This is a genomic window from Pedobacter riviphilus (assembly GCF_014692875.1).
Classification (GTDB): Bacteria; Bacteroidota; Bacteroidia; order Sphingobacteriales; family Sphingobacteriaceae; genus Pedobacter; species Pedobacter riviphilus.
On record NZ_CP061171.1, the window covers coordinates 3,201,090 to 3,220,554 of the forward strand.

General features: G+C 40.5%; 13 protein-coding genes and 1 pseudogene. 6 read left to right on the forward strand and 8 right to left on the reverse strand.

Going from position 1 to position 19,465, the window contains the following annotated elements:
• Positions 1–9 precede the first annotated feature (9 nt).
• The 8 genes and pseudogenes from H9N25_RS13110 to H9N25_RS13145 form a co-directional block, all read right to left on the reverse strand.
• Positions 10–1,206: a glycoside hydrolase family 88 protein gene (locus H9N25_RS13110; protein WP_208398918.1), complete on the reverse strand. Its 1,197-nt coding sequence runs from the start codon at positions 1,204–1,206 to the stop codon at positions 10–12.
• Positions 1,207–1,675: 469 nt separating this feature from the next.
• Positions 1,676–2,950, reverse strand: coding sequence for a TolC family protein (locus H9N25_RS13115; RefSeq protein ID WP_190326180.1), 1,275 nt, complete (start codon positions 2,948–2,950; stop codon positions 1,676–1,678).
• A gap of 2 nt (positions 2,951–2,952) precedes the next feature.
• Positions 2,953–6,049: pseudogene (locus H9N25_RS25475) on the reverse strand (efflux RND transporter permease subunit).
• Between the two features lie 18 nt (positions 6,050–6,067).
• Positions 6,068–7,198 (reverse strand): efflux RND transporter periplasmic adaptor subunit, encoded by a 1,131-nt coding sequence (locus tag H9N25_RS13125; RefSeq protein ID WP_190326181.1) that lies wholly within the window; start codon positions 7,196–7,198, stop codon positions 6,068–6,070.
• 31 nt (positions 7,199–7,229) lie between these two features.
• A complete protein-coding gene (locus H9N25_RS13130; protein WP_167295199.1) occupies positions 7,230–7,931 on the reverse strand; it encodes an MgtC/SapB family protein in 702 nt (233 codons plus the stop codon).
• Positions 7,932–8,540: 609 nt separating this feature from the next.
• Positions 8,541–9,908, reverse strand: a complete 1,368-nt coding sequence (locus H9N25_RS13135; RefSeq protein ID WP_190326182.1) for a HAMP domain-containing sensor histidine kinase — start codon at positions 9,906–9,908, stop codon at positions 8,541–8,543.
• Between the two features lie 21 nt (positions 9,909–9,929).
• Entirely contained in the window at positions 9,930–10,613 is a 684-nt protein-coding gene (locus tag H9N25_RS13140; RefSeq protein WP_190326183.1) for a response regulator transcription factor, read from the reverse strand.
• 203 nt (positions 10,614–10,816) lie between these two features.
• Complete coding sequence (locus tag H9N25_RS13145) at positions 10,817–11,704, reverse strand: LysR family transcriptional regulator (protein ID WP_190326184.1); 888 nt, start codon at positions 11,702–11,704, stop codon at positions 10,817–10,819.
• 90 nt (positions 11,705–11,794) lie between these two features.
• Between H9N25_RS13145 and H9N25_RS13150 the strand changes: the two genes are divergently transcribed.
• From H9N25_RS13150 to H9N25_RS13175, 6 genes are all read left to right on the forward strand, one after another.
• Positions 11,795–12,517: a class I SAM-dependent methyltransferase gene (locus H9N25_RS13150; protein WP_167295203.1), complete on the forward strand. Its 723-nt coding sequence runs from the start codon at positions 11,795–11,797 to the stop codon at positions 12,515–12,517.
• A gap of 159 nt (positions 12,518–12,676) precedes the next feature.
• Complete coding sequence (locus tag H9N25_RS13155) at positions 12,677–14,086, forward strand: S41 family peptidase (protein ID WP_190326185.1); 1,410 nt, start codon at positions 12,677–12,679, stop codon at positions 14,084–14,086.
• Positions 14,087–14,158: 72 nt separating this feature from the next.
• Positions 14,159–14,581: an RNA polymerase sigma factor gene (locus H9N25_RS13160; protein ID WP_190326186.1), complete on the forward strand. Its 423-nt coding sequence runs from the start codon at positions 14,159–14,161 to the stop codon at positions 14,579–14,581.
• Positions 14,581–14,748 carry a sigma factor-like helix-turn-helix DNA-binding protein gene (locus tag H9N25_RS13165; protein ID WP_190326187.1) on the forward strand — a complete coding sequence of 56 codons (168 nt, stop codon included), beginning with the start codon at positions 14,581–14,583 and terminating at the stop codon, positions 14,746–14,748. The genes H9N25_RS13160 and H9N25_RS13165 overlap by 1 nt, the downstream gene beginning before the upstream one ends.
• A 195-nt stretch (positions 14,749–14,943) precedes the next feature.
• Complete coding sequence (locus H9N25_RS13170; RefSeq protein ID WP_190326188.1) at positions 14,944–15,966, forward strand: FecR family protein; 1,023 nt, start codon at positions 14,944–14,946, stop codon at positions 15,964–15,966.
• Between the two features lie 170 nt (positions 15,967–16,136).
• Complete coding sequence (locus H9N25_RS13175; RefSeq protein ID WP_190326189.1) at positions 16,137–19,382, forward strand: TonB-dependent receptor; 3,246 nt, start codon at positions 16,137–16,139, stop codon at positions 19,380–19,382.
• The last annotated feature ends 83 nt before the right edge of the window (positions 19,383–19,465 follow it).

The window sequence follows — 19,465 nt, forward strand, 5'->3', positions numbered from 1 at the left end:
TCTTGTGTTTTATAAATACCAGTTTTTATAGCGCATTAACGCCTCTAGATAGTAATAATCGGCGTAACTCAATGGAACGTCGACTTCTGATTTCAAGGGTAAAGCCCCTGTGCTGTGCATGAGCAAAAACCCGCCGTTTTCGCCCGGCTTTGCAGTATATGATTCAGATGAAAGTGAAACGATCATTTTCTTTGCTTCACCTACATATAATTTTCGCTCGCTTTTTGTTGCGTACTGCCCTAATTCCAACAAAGCAGAGGCAATAACCGCAGCGGCGGATGCATCACGGTAAGTATCTGGAATATTAGGTGCGTTAAAATCCCAGTATGGAACCTGATCGGCAGGCATATTCGGATGATTAATGATAAATTTAGCGATGTTTTTTGCCTGATTTAGATATTGTTTGTTTTTGGTAAAACGGTACATCATGGTATAACCGTATAATCCCCAGCCCTGGCCACGGCTCCAGGCCGATTCGTCGAATGCGCCTTGAGCAGTACCTCTTTTAAGTACTTTGCCTGTAGTCATATCGTAATCTACTACATGGTAAGAGCTATAATTTGATCTGAAATGGTTTTTAAGCGAAGTATCGGCATGATTAATGGCAATTTTCTTGTATTTTGGATCACCACCATGATCTGATACCCATGCCAGTAACTCCAGGTTCATCATATTATCAATAATAACAGGGCCTTTCCACTGTTTACTACTATTCCACGATTGGATTACTTTAGCAGCCGGACGGTAGCGTGTGGCCAACGAGGCTGCAGCGGTATCGATAGTTGGCTTATATAGTTTATTACCTGTAATGCGGTAGGCATTGCCAAAACTACAGAACATCATAAAACCTAAATCGTGGTTTCCGGTATAATGTTTCTCCTGCTCTAGTATAGCCAGGCGTTTTTCTGCTTCTTTTAAGGTACTGGAGTCCTTGGTATATTCGTAAATATAGAGTAGCGAACCTGGGTAAAAACCACTGCACCACCATTTAGTATCGCTCGTTTCCAGTTTATTATTTTTTGAATAATAGGTTTTCGGCATGCGGTCTGCCGGTGTGTTTTTGGCCAGTAATTGATATTGTTTCTGAGCAAATGCAAACTGCTTGTCGAGCAAGGTTTTCATTTCTTTTTTCTCATCAGCTGCCTGTTGTGCATGAGCAATTACTGTTGTAGCCAGAAAACATATGGCGCACAATAATTTCTTCATCGTTTAGGTAAGTTAGTATAATTCATTTTGTGTTAAGCCTTAACATAGGCTTTGATGTTGGTTGTGGCAAATTTGTGCTTTTACAAGTTTAAAAGAGGTGAAAATCATAAATGATATGGTAGAAAATCTGTAATCAACTACATTTTTCGGGTATATTTTACATCAAACTATTTTACAGACCATATTTTATGCTACCCACCGTTTTTAAAAAACAATGCCTACTTGGCTTGTAGGCAATTTTCCTCGTGTTCCGCTTTTACACTTCTGCCCAATGTCATTAAGTTAAGCCCCCGACAAAAGTAGATGTAACTTAACCACAGATAAAAAGGATTAAAAACGCCCAACTTAATGAATTGGATAACACCACAGCCTGGGCTAAATGGCTAAAACAGCCATTCATTTTTTAGGGGGCTGCAAGGTACACCTACACTGTTTGTAAACCTGATAGCATCCCAATAAAAAGATACGATCAAATATCCCAAATTCCGGCAGCTCGCTCCAACTCTACCCAGGCCCTTGCATAGTTTGCCTGTGCACTATAATAAGCCTGCTGTGTATCGCTATAGATTCTCCGCGCAATCAGCACCTCAAGCAAAGAAGTTTCGCCTCTTTTATAACTGTATATTTTGGCATCCAATACTTTTTTCCCTTCACTTAATAAACCATTTTGGTATCGCACAACCTGCTTTTGAGCAGCCAGATAACTAAAATAGGCTTGTGCCACTTCTGATCTGATTTGCTGCAAAACGCTTTCATATCTTAATCCAGCCTGCTGAATGGTGAAACGGGCAGCTTTGAGATCGCCTTTGTACCGGTTTGAAAACTTCAAAGGAAAGCTAATGCCTACATTAACAGTTTTGTGATAAGGTGTGGGCGCTATTTCATTTATTGAAACACCATTAAACTGTAAACCTGCATTGATCCCTAAATCAGTTACCCGGTTTGCCTTTACCAGCGCAAGCCCCTTATCAGCCACCGTTTTACTATTTGTTGCCGCAATAGCATCAGCACGCAAATGCTGGGCCTGTTCTATTAGCGATTCCAAATTTAAAGTACGCGTTAAATTTTCAAAATTTGCCGCAGGACAGATCAGCGTATCGGGGTTTTTCTTGCCAGCAAAGGTACCCATTACCAGACGTGCATTTTGCCAGTTAGCCTCATACTGATCAATACCGCTGAGCAGGTTGTTAGCCTCTAACTTAGATTGCCTGGCATCGGTTTGAGAAATGGAACCAAGTTGATAACGGATAGAATCCGCATCGGCAATCTGTTTCACAATGAGATAAGATTGTTGCTGCAACCGCAGCAAATACTGCTGTTCAACGGCATTGTAATAAGCGATGGCTGCATCAGCACGTAAATTGCGTAAATAATCGAGCAGTACAGCCTTATTTAACTCGGTTTCACTTTTTGCGAGTGCAATCCGGGCCGTTCTCTTACCACCTAATTCAAGTGTGGTAGATAAACCAAAGCTTACACCCTGCCCCAATTTTAACTTTTTCTGCTGATTATCAAATACTCCTGTAGAAAACTCGGGATCTGGAAAAACCCGCGCACTTTCTATGCCTGCTTCGGCAATACTTACATCATATTTCTGGGCGGCATAACCAATATTCTCTCGGCCAACCAGATTCAAATACTGTTGCATCGACATTTCGGATACAGCGGGTAAAGTGTTTTTTTGTGCATATACCCGTGTTAAACTCAGCACGGAAAGCACTGGAATTAAATATTTTAAATTCATGATTATAGATTGATGGGTGGATTAAAATCGTTTTTACCCCATTTACTTTCTGATAGATAATAAAGGGCTGGCAGTACAAAAAGGGTAAGTGCAGTGGCTGCAAACAGGCCATACACAATTACCGTGGCTAAAGGGCGTTGTACATCAGAGCCAATGCCTGTAGCCAGGGAGGCTGGCAAAAGGCCGAGTGCCGCAACGCTGGCCGTCATTAATACCGGCCTGAAGCGGTCTTTAGCACCTAAAATCACGGCCTGGAGCAATTGATAACCTGCCTTACGGAGATCGTTGATGTGCGAAACCAAAATAACGCCGTTTTGGATAGCAACTCCAAAGAGTGCAATAAAACCAACTGCCGATGATACGTTTAACGTCATGCCCCTTAGGTTAAGGGCCAGCATTCCGCCAAAAAGTGCCAATGGTACAACGCCTAAAATTAGGCCCGCCTGCCTGAATTTGCCAAAGGCACCATATAACAGCAGAAACATAATAGCCAATGCCAGGGGTACAACCAGTGCTAATTTTGCATAAGCACGGTTTTGGTTTTCGAACTGGCCGCCCCACTCAATGTTATATTTTTCGGTATCATATTTTACATCTTTGTTAATTTTAGACTGCGCGGCTTTAAGGAAAGTACTCAGATCAGTTCCCCTTAAATTTAGCCTTACCGTGAGTTGCCTCCGGTTCATTTCCCTTGAAATGGAACTTTCGCCCAGGTCGGTTTTAATATCAGCAACCTGCGATAGCGGTATCAATGCGCCGGTTGAAGCATGTAACATCAGGTTGGCAATTTTATCAGGCGTATCTCTACTGGTTTCCTTATACCGACATATTACATCATAAACCCGATCACCGGCAAATACCTGCGATATCGCCTTACCTCCAATGGCAACCTCTACCAATTGGGCCACATCGTTCATGTTTAAGCCATACCTCGCTACCGCATCGCGGTTTATCCTGATCTGCAATTGAGGCAATGGCGGTTCCTGATCAATGGCAATATCTACCGCTCCTTTTACCTGCTGTAAGGTGTGCACTACCTGCTCGGTAATGCGTCTGGTTTCTTTAAAATCTTCGCCAAAAACCTTTACTACCAGTTCGCTATGGGCACCAGCTATTTTATCCATCACCCCATCAATCATAGGTTGGGTAAAGGCAATTGAATAACCGGGCAAAGTAGCATATTCTTTAGCAAGTTCTTCTATCAGATCGGCTTTGCTATATCCATGCTTCCACTCGGCATAGGGTTTTAAACCAACAGAAACTTCAAAGTGCGAGGGGGTAAAATAATCGGTACCCTCATCATTACGCCCTGCCTGTACATTTACATAGGTAATTTCTGGATGTTTTAATGTAGCTTGCCTTAACGCATTGCTCATTTCTTTCGATTTTTCAAGTGTAACACCGGGAGGGAGCGATACCTGTAACCAAATTGATCCTTCATCCAATGGCGGAAGAAAATCCTTGCCAACTGTTGCCGAGAATAGCACTGCCCCACCAGTATAATTACCAGGGGCAAAAATATTTTTTTTGGCTTCGCGAGTATTTTAGCTACACGCTGCTCATACCAGAACGAAAGTTTTTCAAGCCATTTGTTGTGGTAAATTTTGCCAGGTTTTTTATATATCACATAAGCCAGTCCAGGAATAAGCAATAATGCAACGGCCAAAGCCCCCAGCAAAGCATAACCTACTGTAAACGCCATTGGGGTAAAAAGTTTCTTTTCTACACGCTCAAAAGAAAATAAGGGAAGATAGGCCGTTATGATGATGATAGTGGAAAACAAGATAGGTTTAGCTACGGCCAGTGCCCTTTTACCAATCGAAACCTCTTCAAACGGCTCATCAGGATTTTCTTCCCTTTTTTTGAGAATGGTTTCGAGCATCACAATTGCACCATCAACAATAATCCCAAAATCTATAGCCCCCAAAGAAAGGAGATTAGCCGGAATTTTGGTAAAATGCATTAATATAAAAGCAATAAGCAGCGATACAGGCACCGTAATGGCCACAATTAATGCGCCCCGCCAGCTTCCTAAAAAGATAATAAGTACTACAATAACCAGCCCCATCCCTCTAAAAGTGTATGCGAAACGGTATTAAGTGTAGTATTTACAAGGTTAGTCCTGTCGAGATAAGGGCGTATACGCACCCCTTCAGGTAGAATATTTTTATTCAGCTCATCAACCGCTTTATGTATACCGGTAAGTACAGCCGATGGATTTTGGCCTTTTAACATCACCACAATACCTTCAATACCATCATCGTAATTTACTTTACGATCAGTATAGCCTAATATCCCTTTACGTTCCAGTGTGCCATATTTTAGTTCGCCAAGGTCTTTTACAAAAACCGGCACACCTTTAACCGACTTTACCACCACATCGCCCAGCGCAGGTAAATCTTTTACCAAACCGATTCCCCTGATTACGTAACCCTGCTCTCCCCTGTTTAAAATGCTACCGCCGGCATTTGCATTATTACTGCTAATGGCTGTTTGCACATCTGTTAGCGCAACCTGGTACTGCGTTAGTTTATCCGGATCGATCTCTACCTGGTATTGCGTAGTGATCCCACCGAAATTAGTTACATCTGCCACGCCCTGAACCTGCTTTATTTTGGGGATAATTACCCAGTTTTGCAGATCGGTGAGTGCTCTGAGGTCGCGGTTTTTACTTTCGATAATGTAGCGGTAAATTTCGCCAGTTGGCGAAGTAAGCGGATCTAGTCCTGGAGCTGCACCAAATGGCAGGCTTACACCAGATAACCTCTCCTGAATACGCTGACGGGCCCAGTAATCATCTACCCCGTCATCAAAAACCATTGTTACAAGCGAAAGCCCGAAAAGACTCCTGCTACGCATCACATGCATGCCAGGTAAACCGTTTAATGCCCGCTCGATGGGAATAGTAATTTGTTGCTCTACTTCTTCAGCAGCTAAACCAGGCACCTGCGTAACCACCTGCGAGGTTACATCGGCAATATCCGGATAAGCTTCAATAGCCAGTTGTTTCCACGAATAATAACCAAATACACCCAGAAGGATAAATAAGGCTACAAAAAGCCAGCGCTTCTTAATTGCGGTAAAAATAAGTTGTTTCATTATAAATAAATTGAAATATTATGGCTTGGCCTGCAATAAATAGAAGCCGCCTGCTGATACGATTTTTTCGCCCTTTTTAAGTCCCGATTTAATGATTACCAAATTTGCCGTACTGGCACCGGTCTCCACTTTTCGCCGCTCGTATTTACCATCTGCATCAATTACAAAGACAAAACTAGCTCCGTTCATCTGTAATAATGCTTTGCTTGGGATAGCAATTACGGCACCCGGCGGAGCTAAAAAATCTACATTAACATACATGCCCGGTTTTAACAGCAGATGTTCGTTTTCACATTCTATAAATACTGCAATGCTTCTGGTTTCTTCATCAACCATAGGGGCAATCCGGTATATCTTTGCCTTTAATTTTTTACCGGGTATTGCGGCAATTTCAATTTCACAAGCGCCGTTTTCGTGGATATATTGAATGTCTTTTTCTTTTACCTGCCCAACAACCCATACCTTCGATAGGTTGGCTATAGTAGCCACGCTGGCCGCATCATCTTTGATAAACTGGCCCAAAACCACCTTATTTTCTATTACTTCGCCTTTAATGGGCGAATAAACTGTTAATGGCTGTCCTAATGATAATTTTTCGGGATCTGCTTTAAAAATCTTAATGCCGATTAAAGCATTTTCGTATTCCTTTTTCTCCACATCAAAAGCTGTTTGGGCCTCTTCGAGCTCCTTCTGGATACCCACACCATGGGCCATTAAATCCTTTTGACGTTTTAAAACACGTTCGGCCTGTTGCATCTGCGACTTCTCCTGAAAGAAAACCTTTTGTGCCGTAATAAAATCAGGCGAACTGATCTCAAACAAAGGTGTCTCGGCTGTTGTTTTCATTCCGGGTTTTAGAAACGACCGGGTTACGCGCCCTTGAAACGGTGGGGCAATTTCGGCGTATTGGGTAGGGATTGCTTTTACTGTTCCGGCGGTAACCACCTGCTGAGAATAAGAAATCGTGTCTACCAGGCTTTCTTTTAACCTTGCTTTTATCGGATCGTGATCCGGAACAATAACCAAGTTATCTTTTTCACTGATGCCTATAGAGGCTTGCACGGATGGCTGTTGTTTGCAGGATACAAATATGGCCACGATACCAGCCAAAATAATTGATGCAAAATGAGGGTTGTTTTTTAGTTTCATATCTATGTGATTATTTGACGAAGGCGATTATTTACAGGTCATTTTCATCACCGGCCTTGTTCCAGCTGATTTCTGATACCTGCTGTTCGATTGTTAAGCGGCCCGCGATCTTTTCCATTAGTGCATCTTCATTGCTGTTGGCAAATATTTCGGCGGTAATAATGGCAATCGAAGGGTTTACATCATCGGTACTTTTTAACGAGCGCAACAAAAGTTTACTGTCATTACCGGTAAACTGCAATAGCAATACCCTTAAATGGTTTTCTACATCCTGCCGGCATTTAATAATCAGTACATATGGTACGGGTACGTGTGTGTTTTTGAGTGGGAGACGGCTTAGTTTTACACCAAGCGGGCGCATGATCATGTGTGTAAGAATAATCAATGTGGTAAAAAAACCAGCTTCCATGATAAAGCCGGTACCGCAGGATGCACCTACTGCTGCTGAGCACCATAAGGTTGCTGCAGTATTTAAGCCGCGTACATGGAGGCCATCTTTCATAATCACCCCTGCACCTAAAAATCCAATGCCGCTTACTACATAAGAGATTACCCTGCCAGCAGCATCGCCACCTTCTTTTACACCCAGGGTAACAAACATACAGGCGCCGATACAAACCAACATATTGGTGCGTAAACCTGCCATACGTTGCCGCCATTGCCGTTCGGTGCCAATGGCAGCACCTAAAATAAAGGCTATTATCAGCCTGATCGAGAAGTCAAAAAAAGTCATAAATTTCTAATTATGCCCTTACCAGGCATAAAAGAAACTTATACCTGCAGGGCGGTTAAAATGTGGATAGTTACGGTATTTAAATAGGGGCCAGCGTCCATATATTTTCTTTGTTTTTTAATTGTGCTGCAAAAGTAAAACATGGCTTTTAAAGGCACTGTTAGAGGAGAAACAGAAATTTATTAGAAATTTATTAGAAAGGTTTTGTTATTCTGAGTGTAGCGAAGGATCTGCAAGAAATGCACCTGAAAAGTAAATAGTAAATAGATCTTTTGCAGTAGTGATAGACCGCGAAAAGTAGTCAATTGCGAGATACGAAGATAACCGAACGAAGTGAGCTCATGAATGCCTTTAAAAGCAACCGCTAAATGAATAATCTTACAACGATTGCTATGCCCTATAGTAGTAGGGTTGCTTCGTCGTACTTCCCGCAAGCACGACTCTTTTTATTGGATTCTGCAAGGATAGTTTAACGCATCACAGCCCAGAGGACAGTTCTATTAGCATCAGTAAATGATGAACCGGAAATACAGATAATAAAGAGATCCTTCGCTTAGGATGATAAAATTCTAAAGGAAGGAATAATTACTTTTCTATCGCACCGGATAACTAAACATGTGGAATTTCTACACTGAAAATGCTCCCCTCATTTATTACAGAACGAATTTGTATCGTACCATGATGCATGGAAATGATTTTTTGGGTAAGCGATAAACCTATTCCATTTCCTGTTGTAAACGTTTTGTTATTGCCCCTGTAGAATGGAGTAAAAATATGGTGGATATCTTCAGGTGGAATTCCAATCCCGGTATCGGCAAAGCTTAACCTGATCATATCAGTACCAAAATCAATTTCTACCGCACATTGGTGATTAGATGAAAATTTGCAGGCATTTTCCATTAGGTTAATAAAGGCTATCTGAAGCAAATACTCGTTCCCGTTAACCAGAACATCGCCATCTTTTTCAATTTCACGGGTAAACTGAATATCCACTTTATAAGCCTGATCGATTTTAAGCACCGCCTCGCGGGCGTCCATCAATAATTCATCAGCACGCTGTGTTTTCATGCTGATGGTATGCTGATCGTAACTGGCTTTGGCCAGATCAAGCAAACCGTTGGAGAGCCGCACCAGTCCCTGTGCATCGCTCAAAGCAAGCTTAATGATTTCCTGATATTCTTTTGTAGTACGTTCTTTAATCAACGCCAACTGCAGCTCGCCAACGATGGTAGATAAAGGCGTACGGAGTTCGTGCGAGATATTGCTCACAAAACTTTTTTGCCCATCAAATGATTGTGCCAGGCGATCGAGCATATGGTTAAAGGTACCGGCCAGTTCGCCGATCTCATCTTTTTCGTTTTTAACCTGAACCCGGTTGTGCAAATTTGTGGCCGTAATTTTAGCCACCTCCCCTATAATTCCGGTTACAGGCTTTAATGCACTTCCCACAAAATAATAGCCAGCTACTATTGTTAAACTAATAATGATAATGAAAGAAACTATTAAAGCGTATTTAAGTTCCTGCAAGCGGCTTAAACCATATTGATCGTTTGCCGCAGCAGTAATTACATAGTTTTTTTGGTGGTGCTGGTAGAGTAACCCCACTACCTGTAATGAACCCTGCTCGAAGGTAATTTCTTTTTGCTGCACAATCTTATCGATCATTTTTTTGGTCTCTTTAACCTTGTCTATCTGCACCGCATCATGGTAAAGCAGGTTAAATGAGGTATCGTAAATGGCCACTTCTTCTTCAAAAAGCGAATTAGGGGCACTTTTATAAATGAGCTGCAATACCTGGGCAGGAACTTTTGCGTCAAAAAGCAGGTTAGCTTTCATAACGGCTTCTTTTTTTAACTGCTTGTAATACTGATCTTTTCTAGTCTTAGCACTGTAAATGTAAACAAAGATGGCAAAGGCCAGAAGCAACGAAGCAAAAAGCGTAAAAAACAACAATAAGAGTTTTATCCTTATTTTCATTTTCAGGCATCAATTATGTGTTTAACCTTCTTTAAATATAAAGCCCATTCCAGGTTTGGTATGGATCAGTTTCACGGCATGGTCCTTATCTATCTTCTTCCTGAGGTAATTGATATACACATCAATAAAATTGGTACCCGAATCAAAAGTATCCCAAACCTTTTCTGCAATTTCGGTTCTGGATAAAACCCTTTCTGAGTTGCTCATCATATATTCCAATAAACGGAATTCTTTTGGTGTGAGGTTTACCTGTTCATGATTGCGTTTTACGATTTTCGTTTCAAGGTTCATCTCCAGGTCGGCAAAACGAAGTATAAAACCCTGTTTAAAACCGTTGTTTAGGCCTTGGGTTCTGTTAATCAGCGCGCGGATCCGGGCATGAAGCTCCCTGAAATCGAAAGGTTTTACCAGATAATCATTAGCCCCTGCATCAAAGCCTTCAATTTTATCGTCGGTTGTGCCCAAGGCAGTAAGCATAATAATCGGGATATGGGGTAAATTGCGCCTAATCTCATTACATAAATCAATCCCATTAATTTTTGGCAGAACCAAATCCAGCAAAATCAGATCAAATGGCTTAAATAAAGCCATTTTTTTTCCCATTTCTCCATCATAGGCCAATGTAACCTGAAAACCAAGTTCAGTTAGCCCTTTTTGGATCATTTCTGCAACCCGAAGTTCGTCTTCAATAACGAGTATCTGCATTGGAACATTTTAGATCACAAATCTGGGTATTATTTATTTATGTTTTATCTTTTTTGCAATCATAATAATGTATTTGTAATGTGGCAGGCATTGCCAAGTAACGTACATTAAAAATGAAAAGCCACTGATAGCTAAAAACACAGGAATTTACTCAATTAAAAAGAATCGCTTAAACAGGAGATATCCGTTTAACATTTGAATTATCAATTAATTTTTAACTGGGTATAGTGTTTAATAAACCAGGTTAATGCAGGGTTTTTATTCGATTCTTTATAAGCCAACACCACCTCTGTATTAATAGGAATGGCATCAAATTCAATAAATGAAACTTTCAACTGTGCGTATTGCTCTTTTAATGATAATGGCAAAATAGACACCCCCAAGCCCGCTTCTACCAATTGTAATATGGAGTGTACATTGTTGGCCTCGTGGGTAATGTCTGGACTAAAGCCCATCCGCTGGCAAATTTCTATAAGTTTCTGGTTATACTGGGGTGCAAAATCTTTATTAAAGAATATAAACGGACTCTTCTTCAAAAAATCCGAAAGTCTGTGCTGATCATCAATTTTTTGATCTGTTAAAGGGATAACCACCACAAAGGGATCAAAAAATAAAGATTCTACTTTCAATTTTTCAGATAAAACCGGGGCTCTTAAAATCCCCACATCTAAGCCGCCATGTTCGAGCGACTTAATTTGGGCCAGCGTAGGTACTTCGAACAAACTCGTTTTCAGATAGGGGAATTCCCGGTGCATCAATTTTAAAATTTCTGCCAGGTGCGATTGGTAAACGGAGCTGATATAACCAATCTTTAATTCGCCGCTAACGCCTTCATGAATTTTACGAACAAATCTTTTACTTTCTTCCAGTTTGGCAAACACAGCATCTACTTCAGCCTTAAAGTACTTTCCGGCATCTGTTAATGCAACCCGCTTATTACTCCGAACAAACAACTGTACACCAAGTTCTTCTTCAAGTTCTTTAATCTGCCTGCTCAAAGGAGGTTGAGAGATAAAAAGTTTGGTTGCTGCCTTGGTAAAGTGAAGTTCTTCTGCCACGGTTTTAAAATACAACAAATGTCTAAGTTCCATACTTATAATACTTAATAGGTATTAAGTTATGCTAAAATTGATATTTTACAAATATGATTAACAGCGCTAACTTTACAAAAAAATAAAGCAATGAATAAAGATTATTCGCATAAAGCAACAAATGAAGAAATTAGAACAAGGTTTGATAACGATGTAGAACGTTTCTCGAACTTAGAGAGCGGACAACAAACCACTATCGACGCACCACTTACCATGGAGCTTTGCACAGGAGCAGCCAAATACACTAATCCGAATGCGAAAGAACTATTGGATATTGGATGTGGTGCAGGTAATTACACATTAAAAATGCTCAGCAAAATCCCAAACCTTAACTGTACACTTAACGATTTGAGTTTACCGATGTTAGAACGTGCAAGAGACAGGGTATCGGCACAAACAACCGGAAAAATAACACTTGTACAGGATGATATGCGTAACCTTAATTTGCCCGATAATCATTTCGATATTGTACTTGCTGCTGCAACATTTCATCATTTGCGCACCGATGCCGATTGGGAGCTTGTTTTTACTAAAGTTTACCGGGCCTTAAAACCAGGAGGCAGTATCTGGATTTCAGACCTTATTGCACATGATTCCGTTTTAATCGATAATCTTTTTCAAGATCAATATGGAGCCTATCTTGAAACGTTAGGTGGTGCAGCATATAAGCAAAAGGTATTTGATTATATTGAATATGAAGATACCCCTCGCTCTTTAAACTATCAACTGGCTTTGTTGCAAAAAGTTGGGTTCAGCGTTACCGAAATCCTGCACAAAAACGCCTATTTTGCAGCATTTGGTGCGATAAAATAAGATATGCCTGGGTTATAGTGCTACTATAGCCCAGGTATAATTTCCATTATGTTTAAATGAGTACTTTAAGGCTACGTGTTATAGATAAAATCCACTTTTAAAATTAATATCGAGTTAACAATAGTAGTTTTAAGTTTGCTTCTAAAATCAGGAAAGGCGATGACAAACTCCATAATCTACTTAAAAAGAACAACTTATTACAGTATTTATTTTGTCATTCTATTTTTAGCCATTCTGTCATCCTGCAAAAAAGGCAATAAAACCCCTGATTATCCGATTGGAAGCAATGAGAATATCAACACCTGGATACTCGATAGCCTTAAGCGATACTATTATTGGAACGAGCAATTACCTGCTAAGCCCAATCTCAGTTTATCTCCAAAAGATTTTTTTAATTCCATCCGCAATTCATCCGATCGCTTTTCTTATATCAGTATCCCGAACGATCCTTCCACCGCAACACCAAGCAATAGAAATTTTGGTTTTGATTATGCAACAGTAAGCGACCAAAACAGCGCAAAGGTTATCGGGGTCATTAAACTTGTATTAAAAGATTCTCCTGCTTCGAGAGCTGGCTTAAAGCGTGGAGATTACATCAGTAAAATTAACGGGAAAACGTTAACCGTAACCAATGCGCAAGCTTTGCAAACCGAAATATTAAACAGCGACCGCTTTTCGATGGGTTTAGCCGAGCTGAATAACAATACCTGGACAGATACACGCACGGTTGAGTTAAATAAAGGTATAATACTCGACCAACGGGAGATTAGCAAGGTGATAGAAAGTGATGGAAAAAAAATCGGTTACCTCTATTTTCTGGATTTTAATGGTGGTTTGGCCAGCTCGCTCACCCCTGTTTTCAGTAATTTTAAAGCAGAAGGCATATCCGAACTTATCCTCGATCTGCGTTATAACGCGGGTGGTCAGGTAGCAGAAGCAGCAGGCATATGTGCCATGATTGCTAAAAATATATCTTTCGACAAACCTTTTATTACCTACCGGGGCAATAAAAATGGAGGAGCCAAAACAGAATCTATCGGTACTGCAGCTACTTTCGATGGCACTGTAAATTTTAATACCCTGTTGCAGCAAAACCTTGGGCTAAGCCGGGTTTATATTTTATCAACAGCCGCCACAGCATCTGCATCGGAAGTAATAATCAATAACCTTAAACCTTTTATCCAGGTGGTGCTAATCGGCGAAAAAACAAGGGGAAAAGATGAAGCATCATTTAGGATATTTGATGCCCGAAGCCCTAAACAGGTGAACTGGGAAATGCACCCGATTGTTTATAAACTTTTTAATGCACAGGGCAGCGGTGGGTATGCTTCAGGTATCACCCCCGATATCGCAGTCAATGAAATGAGCATTTTGCCTTTGCTTCAACTGGGTGATGCTGCAGATCCGATGGTAAAAGCGGCGATCGCTTCAATCACAGGTAAAGCCATCAAAACTTCGGTTGCTTTAAATCACGTACTTCCTGAAAGCTTTAAGGCCGACCATATTTTAATGGATTCGAGGGTGCAATCTGCCCAGCAAAGTATTGTAACCACTCACCGGTTAAAGTGATAGAAAAGGTTTTCATTGTGTTAACATTAACTTTAAACGCGACTACTAACTTGGCTCCCATAACCGGTACTTATGGAACAGTTGGAAGATTTTAAAAATGCAAAACTCCTGAACGCAGTAAAAACTGGCAATTCGGCTGCTTTTAATGAAATTTACCACCAGTACCGCAAAAAAATATATGGTTATGCCTATCATTTTACCCGGAGCAGAGAAGAAGCTGAAGAACTTACGCAGGATGTTTTTGTAAGGCTCTGGGAAAACAGATCGAAGATCGATCCGGGAAAAAATTTTGATGCCTTTCTTTATACCCTCATACGCAATAATTTTCTCGCAACACTCCGTAAAAAAGCCAGAGAAAAAGCCTATAGCAACGAAAATCTTAAGCATGAGCAGTCTTTTAATGCCACAGAAGACGAACTTAATGCCAAAGATACCAGGCAGATTGCCCAGGAGGCAATAGAAAGCCTTTCTCCGCAGGTAAAAAAATATACCTGATGAGTAGAAATGACCACCATACACATGAGGAAATATCGCAGTTGATGGGCATTTCCAAAAACACGGTAAACAATCACCTTAAAAAATCGCTTGGGATTATGCGTAAATATTTTAGAACATATTCTCCAGAAACGATTATATCTTTTGTATTGGTAATGTTTTGTTAAGATCTGTTAATGGTCTCTAACAGTCGCCCTCCTGAACTTGTTTCAGGATCTATCCTATTTCAATCCATCGCTGTTGATTATTGAAAATTAATTAACGTCCAAATTTTTTAAAATAAATTTCATTTCCCTATAGCTGTATCGCAACTCTCGTGCATATATACAGTAGTGCGCAGCATAAAGCTTACAAACATTAAGGTGAAAGAAAACATTAAAATACTATTTGAACATTACTTAGCAGGTAAAACCGATCCGGAGCAAGAAAAAATTCTGATGGAGTACCTGGCCGATCCAGCGAATGCCGATAGTGAATTTCATGGTGCAATGGAAAAGGCATGGGCAAAACAAACAAGAGAAACCGATTACTCTAGAACTGCTGCTCAAGGACTGGCGCAAATATGGGATAAGGTAGAGGAACGCCAACCAAAAAGCCGGTCACTCTTCCCACTATTAAAATATGCCGCAGCAATTGTGGTCATCGTTTCTGCATCGCTTGGCTGGTATGCATATCAGAAAACACAACAACCTGTGCAAACAGCCATTGCCTTTTTAAGTAAAACCACTCAAAAAGGCGAAAAAGTAAAGTTGATTTTGCCCGATAGTTCTATCGTATACCTCGGTGCCGGCAGTAAGCTTACCTGGCCGTCGCACTTTGTGAAAGGTAGTTTAAGAAATATCCGGTTGGAAGGTGAAGCATTTTTTGAAGTAAAACATGATGCCTCAAGCCCTTTTATAGTGCATAGCGGACAGATGCAAACCCAGGTTTTGGGTACTTCATTCAATATTTATGCTTATCCAAAAGATGGAACTTTCAGTGTGGCCGTGCGTACCGGTAAAGTAAAGGTTTCGGAGAACAGTGCGGGAAAATTAAAACAACTTTCGCTTCTTACCCCTGGAATGAAGTTATTATACCATTTAAAAGCACGCGATTATACCGTTAGTAACGAGCGTATCACGGAAGTAAATGCCTGGATCAAAAATAGCTTTGCCTTTAAAGATATAAGTCTGCCGAATATGCTCAAATCGCTGGAAAGGTATTACAACATTCATTTCGAAGTAAAGGTCCATAAATTAAACCAATGCAGGTATAATGCCACATTTACGAACAAAAACATTGGCGAAGTAATGGAAGAAATCCGTGTAATGAGCGGCAAAAAGATGAAATATAAAATAGACACTGCGAACAAAACAATTACCGTATGGGGGGAGGGCTGCCAATGATAGGTTAGCTTATACTTAAGGACGCAACACATCTGCGCAACATTACCAGGTTTATACCTATGAAAAACAAATTAAACCTCTTAACACAAACATGGAGCCGGATTGCTCGAACAATCCAGCTCCTAAACAAAAGTTTTTAACCCGTGAGAATTAAAAAACATCTTGAACCTATGAAAATAGGGTTTTATGAATATATAAAAGAATATATTATCAATTTCGGTTACAGGCCAGCGGCATTTATGTTGATGCTGTGCATCCTTTTATTTAACCAAGGGATAGCAAAAAGCCTTGAGCAAACACCAAGAGAAAGTAGTGTAAGCATCAAAATAGCAGAAATGAGCATCTCTGATGCCCTGAGTCTTTTAGAAGAAAAAGCAGGGTTATCGATTAATTATAACAGATCGATTTTTAACCAGAACAGCAAAATAAGCCTCGAGGTAAAAAGTATGCCCCTCGAGCTGATTCTCAAAAAAATACTTACAGGAACCAGGGTAACCTACAGGTTTGCCGATGGCAATACTATATTGCTCTACAAGCTTCCTGATCCGGTAAAACCAGGGCGGATATCGGGTAAGGTATTCGACGAAAAAGGAATAACCCTTCCGGGTGCTTCCATTAAAATTATCGAAACAGGCAAAGCCACACAAACGGCCAGCGATGGTAGCTATACTTTAATTGCCGAACCCGGAAAATATACGGTAGAGATCAGTTACATATCTTTTGTTACACAGCGTATAAGCGAGGTAAATGTAAAGGCTGATAAAAATACACCGTTAGACATTTCGTTAAAACCTGATGCAAAAGGCCTGCAGGAAGTAGTAGTAACCGCCAATTACAAAAAAGCTTCGGTTGAGGGTTTACTGGCGCGCCAGAAAAATGCCTCCGAAATCAGCAACGGAATCAGTGCCGAACAAATTTCAAGAACACCAGATAAAAATATTGGTGAAAGTTTAAAACGCATCAGCGGGGTGAGCACTATTGATAATAAGTTTGTTATTGTGCGCGGAATTGGTGAGCGTTATAATTCTGCGCAATTGGATGGTGTAACCCTGCCGAGTACCGAGGCACAAACCCGTAATTTCTCTTTTGATTTAATCCCATCAAATCTGGTCGATAACGTGGTGGTGAGTAAAACGGTTACACCTGATATGAACAGCAGTTTTGGTGGTGGGCTGATACAGATCAATACCAAAGATATTCCCACAGAGAATTTCATGAGTTTTACTGCAGGAACATCCTATAATGATCAAAGTACTGGCAAGGATTTTTTGAGCCACAAACGTGGCAAGTATGATTATTTCGGATTTGATGATGGCCGTAGGAAATTTCCGGCTGGTTTAGAACATACGGAGCGTACTACAGCCCCCAACAATACCCTTACAGACGAACAGTATCTGCAAAAGCTGATTGTCCAAAGCCAAAAATTCACCAATGATAATTTTACGATGTACCGCTATAAAACCGCTCCGTCTCAAAATTATCAGTTTACCTTGGGTAGAATCGTCGGGATTGATACGACAAATAATAAAAAACTGGGCTTCACCACATCGTTAAGTTACCGCAATAATCAGAACATTAACACTATTGAGCAGCAAATAAGAGGCGATTGGAATGTTAATACCCCAAACTCTGGTGCGAAATACCTGTTCAACACTACTTTAGCCGCCATACTGAATGTGGGTTTACAACTTGATAAAAACAGGTTTAGTTTCCGCAACACCTATACACACATTTATAACAACGATTTAGTAAGAACCATTGGTTACGATGCCGATAATGGATTTGAATTCTTTACCAAGGGTAAAAAACCAAATGCCATTGTAGAAGCCGACGACCCTACCTATACCGATCTGTTACAGAATAAACTAAACGGGCAGCACCAGGCTGGCAAGGTAAAGCTGGAATGGAATTTATCGCGCACATCGATAGATCGTAAAGAGAAAGATCTGAGTATTGCTACGCAGAACTTGCAGCAATTTGGTAATGATTACGAATATTTTTATCAGGCAAGCGGGCAAAGGGAGGGCTATATTAAACCTACCTCACGGCATAACTACAGTAATAACGAACACCATTTTGCCTGGAGTGGCGATGCCAACATGCCTTTTAAAACTGGTCTGTTAAATAACATCATAAAAACGGGTTATTTTGGCATACACAAAGAAGGAACGTTAAACTGGGAAATTGCATCGCTTGTTCGCAGCGCAACGATACCCGATAGCCTGAGGTACATTTCTATTGGCCAAATGACCGATCCCTCCAAAATTGGCAATAATGGTTACAACTACTTTATTAACCCTTATTTTTTAAACGGTTATAAAGGAAAAAGTATTACCCATGCAGGCTATGTAATGCTCGACAACCGCCTTGCGGAAAAATTACGCCTGGTTTGGGGTGTAAGGGCCGAATATTATAAATATACGGAGCTACGTAACGATTTAAATGTTAGGGGGACAAGCAGCTTTGTACTTCCGGCCGAAAAAAAATGGCGCTGGTTGCCATCGGCTAATCTAACCTATAGCCCGGCAAAAGAAATTAATATCAGGACAGCTTTTTCAAACGCTGTAGTAAGACCCGAATTAATGGATAACAGCCAGTTTTTCAGGTACGACCCTATGTTCGATGCTCAGTTTGGTAACGAAGGTTTAGCCAGTACACAGATTAAAAATTACGATCTTAAAGTAGAATGGTTTCCTGGCTTGGGCGAAATTATCTCGGCAAGCGCCTTTTATAAAAAGTTCGATCAACCGGTTGAAGTAGTTTACAGTATTTCCAACGGCGGTGGTTTTTATTACATCAAAAACTCTGATGAAGCCAAAGTTTACGGATTGGAACTGGAGTTAAGGAAAAATCTGGGATTTCTTACGGGCAATACCCTGTTATCGCGGTTAACACTTTATGGCAACCTCACGCTACAAACAGCCAATGTCATTGGAACCTACGAAACTACAGGTGCCAATGGCGAGAGCGTTACAGTAAGCTCCAAAGCCAAAAGAAACATGTATGGGCAGGCACCTTACCTTATTAATGTCGGTTTACAATATTTAGACGAACACTTTGGTTTTAATGTGGCTTATAATAAATCGGGCCGCAAAACCACATTGGTGAGCCCGGAACTGAATAATATCGAATATGAAAACCCACGCGATCAGATTGATGCGCAGATCAGTTATAAATTTTATAAAAACAGGTTTGAAGTAAAACTGAATGCCGGTAATTTACTCAATAAAGCTTCATTGATTTATAGAAATACAGGGAGTTATGAGCCTAACCCCGATTACCAGGTAGGTTCTGATTACAGCAATAAATTGCGTTTAAAGCCTGGTTTTACCAATAATTTGGAAGATGGAGACCAGGTGATGTTTTTGCAAAAATTTGGTCGTACGTACAGTACTTCCATCACTTATAATTTTTAAACCGACCATGAAAAACAGCTCTAATAAGGTTACACCATTTAGCAAGAAAGGAGGAAAATTATTTCCTGTATAGCCATAAAAAA

Excerpts from the sequence above, each read along its gene's own strand:
- H9N25_RS13110 (WP_208398918.1), bottom strand. The coding sequence starts at position 1,206 with ATGAAGAAATTATTGTGCGCCATATGTTTTCTGGCTACAACAGTAATT.
- H9N25_RS13115 (WP_190326180.1), bottom strand. The coding sequence starts at position 2,950 with ATGAATTTAAAATATTTAATTCCAGTGCTTTCCGTGCTGAGTTTAACA.
- H9N25_RS13125 (WP_190326181.1), bottom strand. The coding sequence starts at position 7,198 with ATGAAACTAAAAAACAACCCTCATTTTGCATCAATTATTTTGGCTGGT.
- H9N25_RS13130 (WP_167295199.1), bottom strand. The coding sequence starts at position 7,931 with ATGACTTTTTTTGACTTCTCGATCAGGCTGATAATAGCCTTTATTTTA.
- H9N25_RS13135 (WP_190326182.1), bottom strand. The coding sequence starts at position 9,908 with ATGAAAATAAGGATAAAACTCTTATTGTTGTTTTTTACGCTTTTTGCT.
- H9N25_RS13140 (WP_190326183.1), bottom strand. The coding sequence starts at position 10,613 with ATGCAGATACTCGTTATTGAAGACGAACTTCGGGTTGCAGAAATGATC.
- H9N25_RS13145 (WP_190326184.1), bottom strand. The coding sequence starts at position 11,704 with ATGGAACTTAGACATTTGTTGTATTTTAAAACCGTGGCAGAAGAACTT.
- H9N25_RS13150 (WP_167295203.1), top strand. The coding sequence starts at position 11,795 with ATGAATAAAGATTATTCGCATAAAGCAACAAATGAAGAAATTAGAACA.
- H9N25_RS13155 (WP_190326185.1), top strand. The coding sequence starts at position 12,677 with ATGACAAACTCCATAATCTACTTAAAAAGAACAACTTATTACAGTATT.
- H9N25_RS13160 (WP_190326186.1), top strand. The coding sequence starts at position 14,159 with ATGGAACAGTTGGAAGATTTTAAAAATGCAAAACTCCTGAACGCAGTA.
- H9N25_RS13165 (WP_190326187.1), top strand. The coding sequence starts at position 14,581 with ATGAGTAGAAATGACCACCATACACATGAGGAAATATCGCAGTTGATG.
- H9N25_RS13175 (WP_190326189.1), top strand. The coding sequence starts at position 16,137 with ATGAAAATAGGGTTTTATGAATATATAAAAGAATATATTATCAATTTC.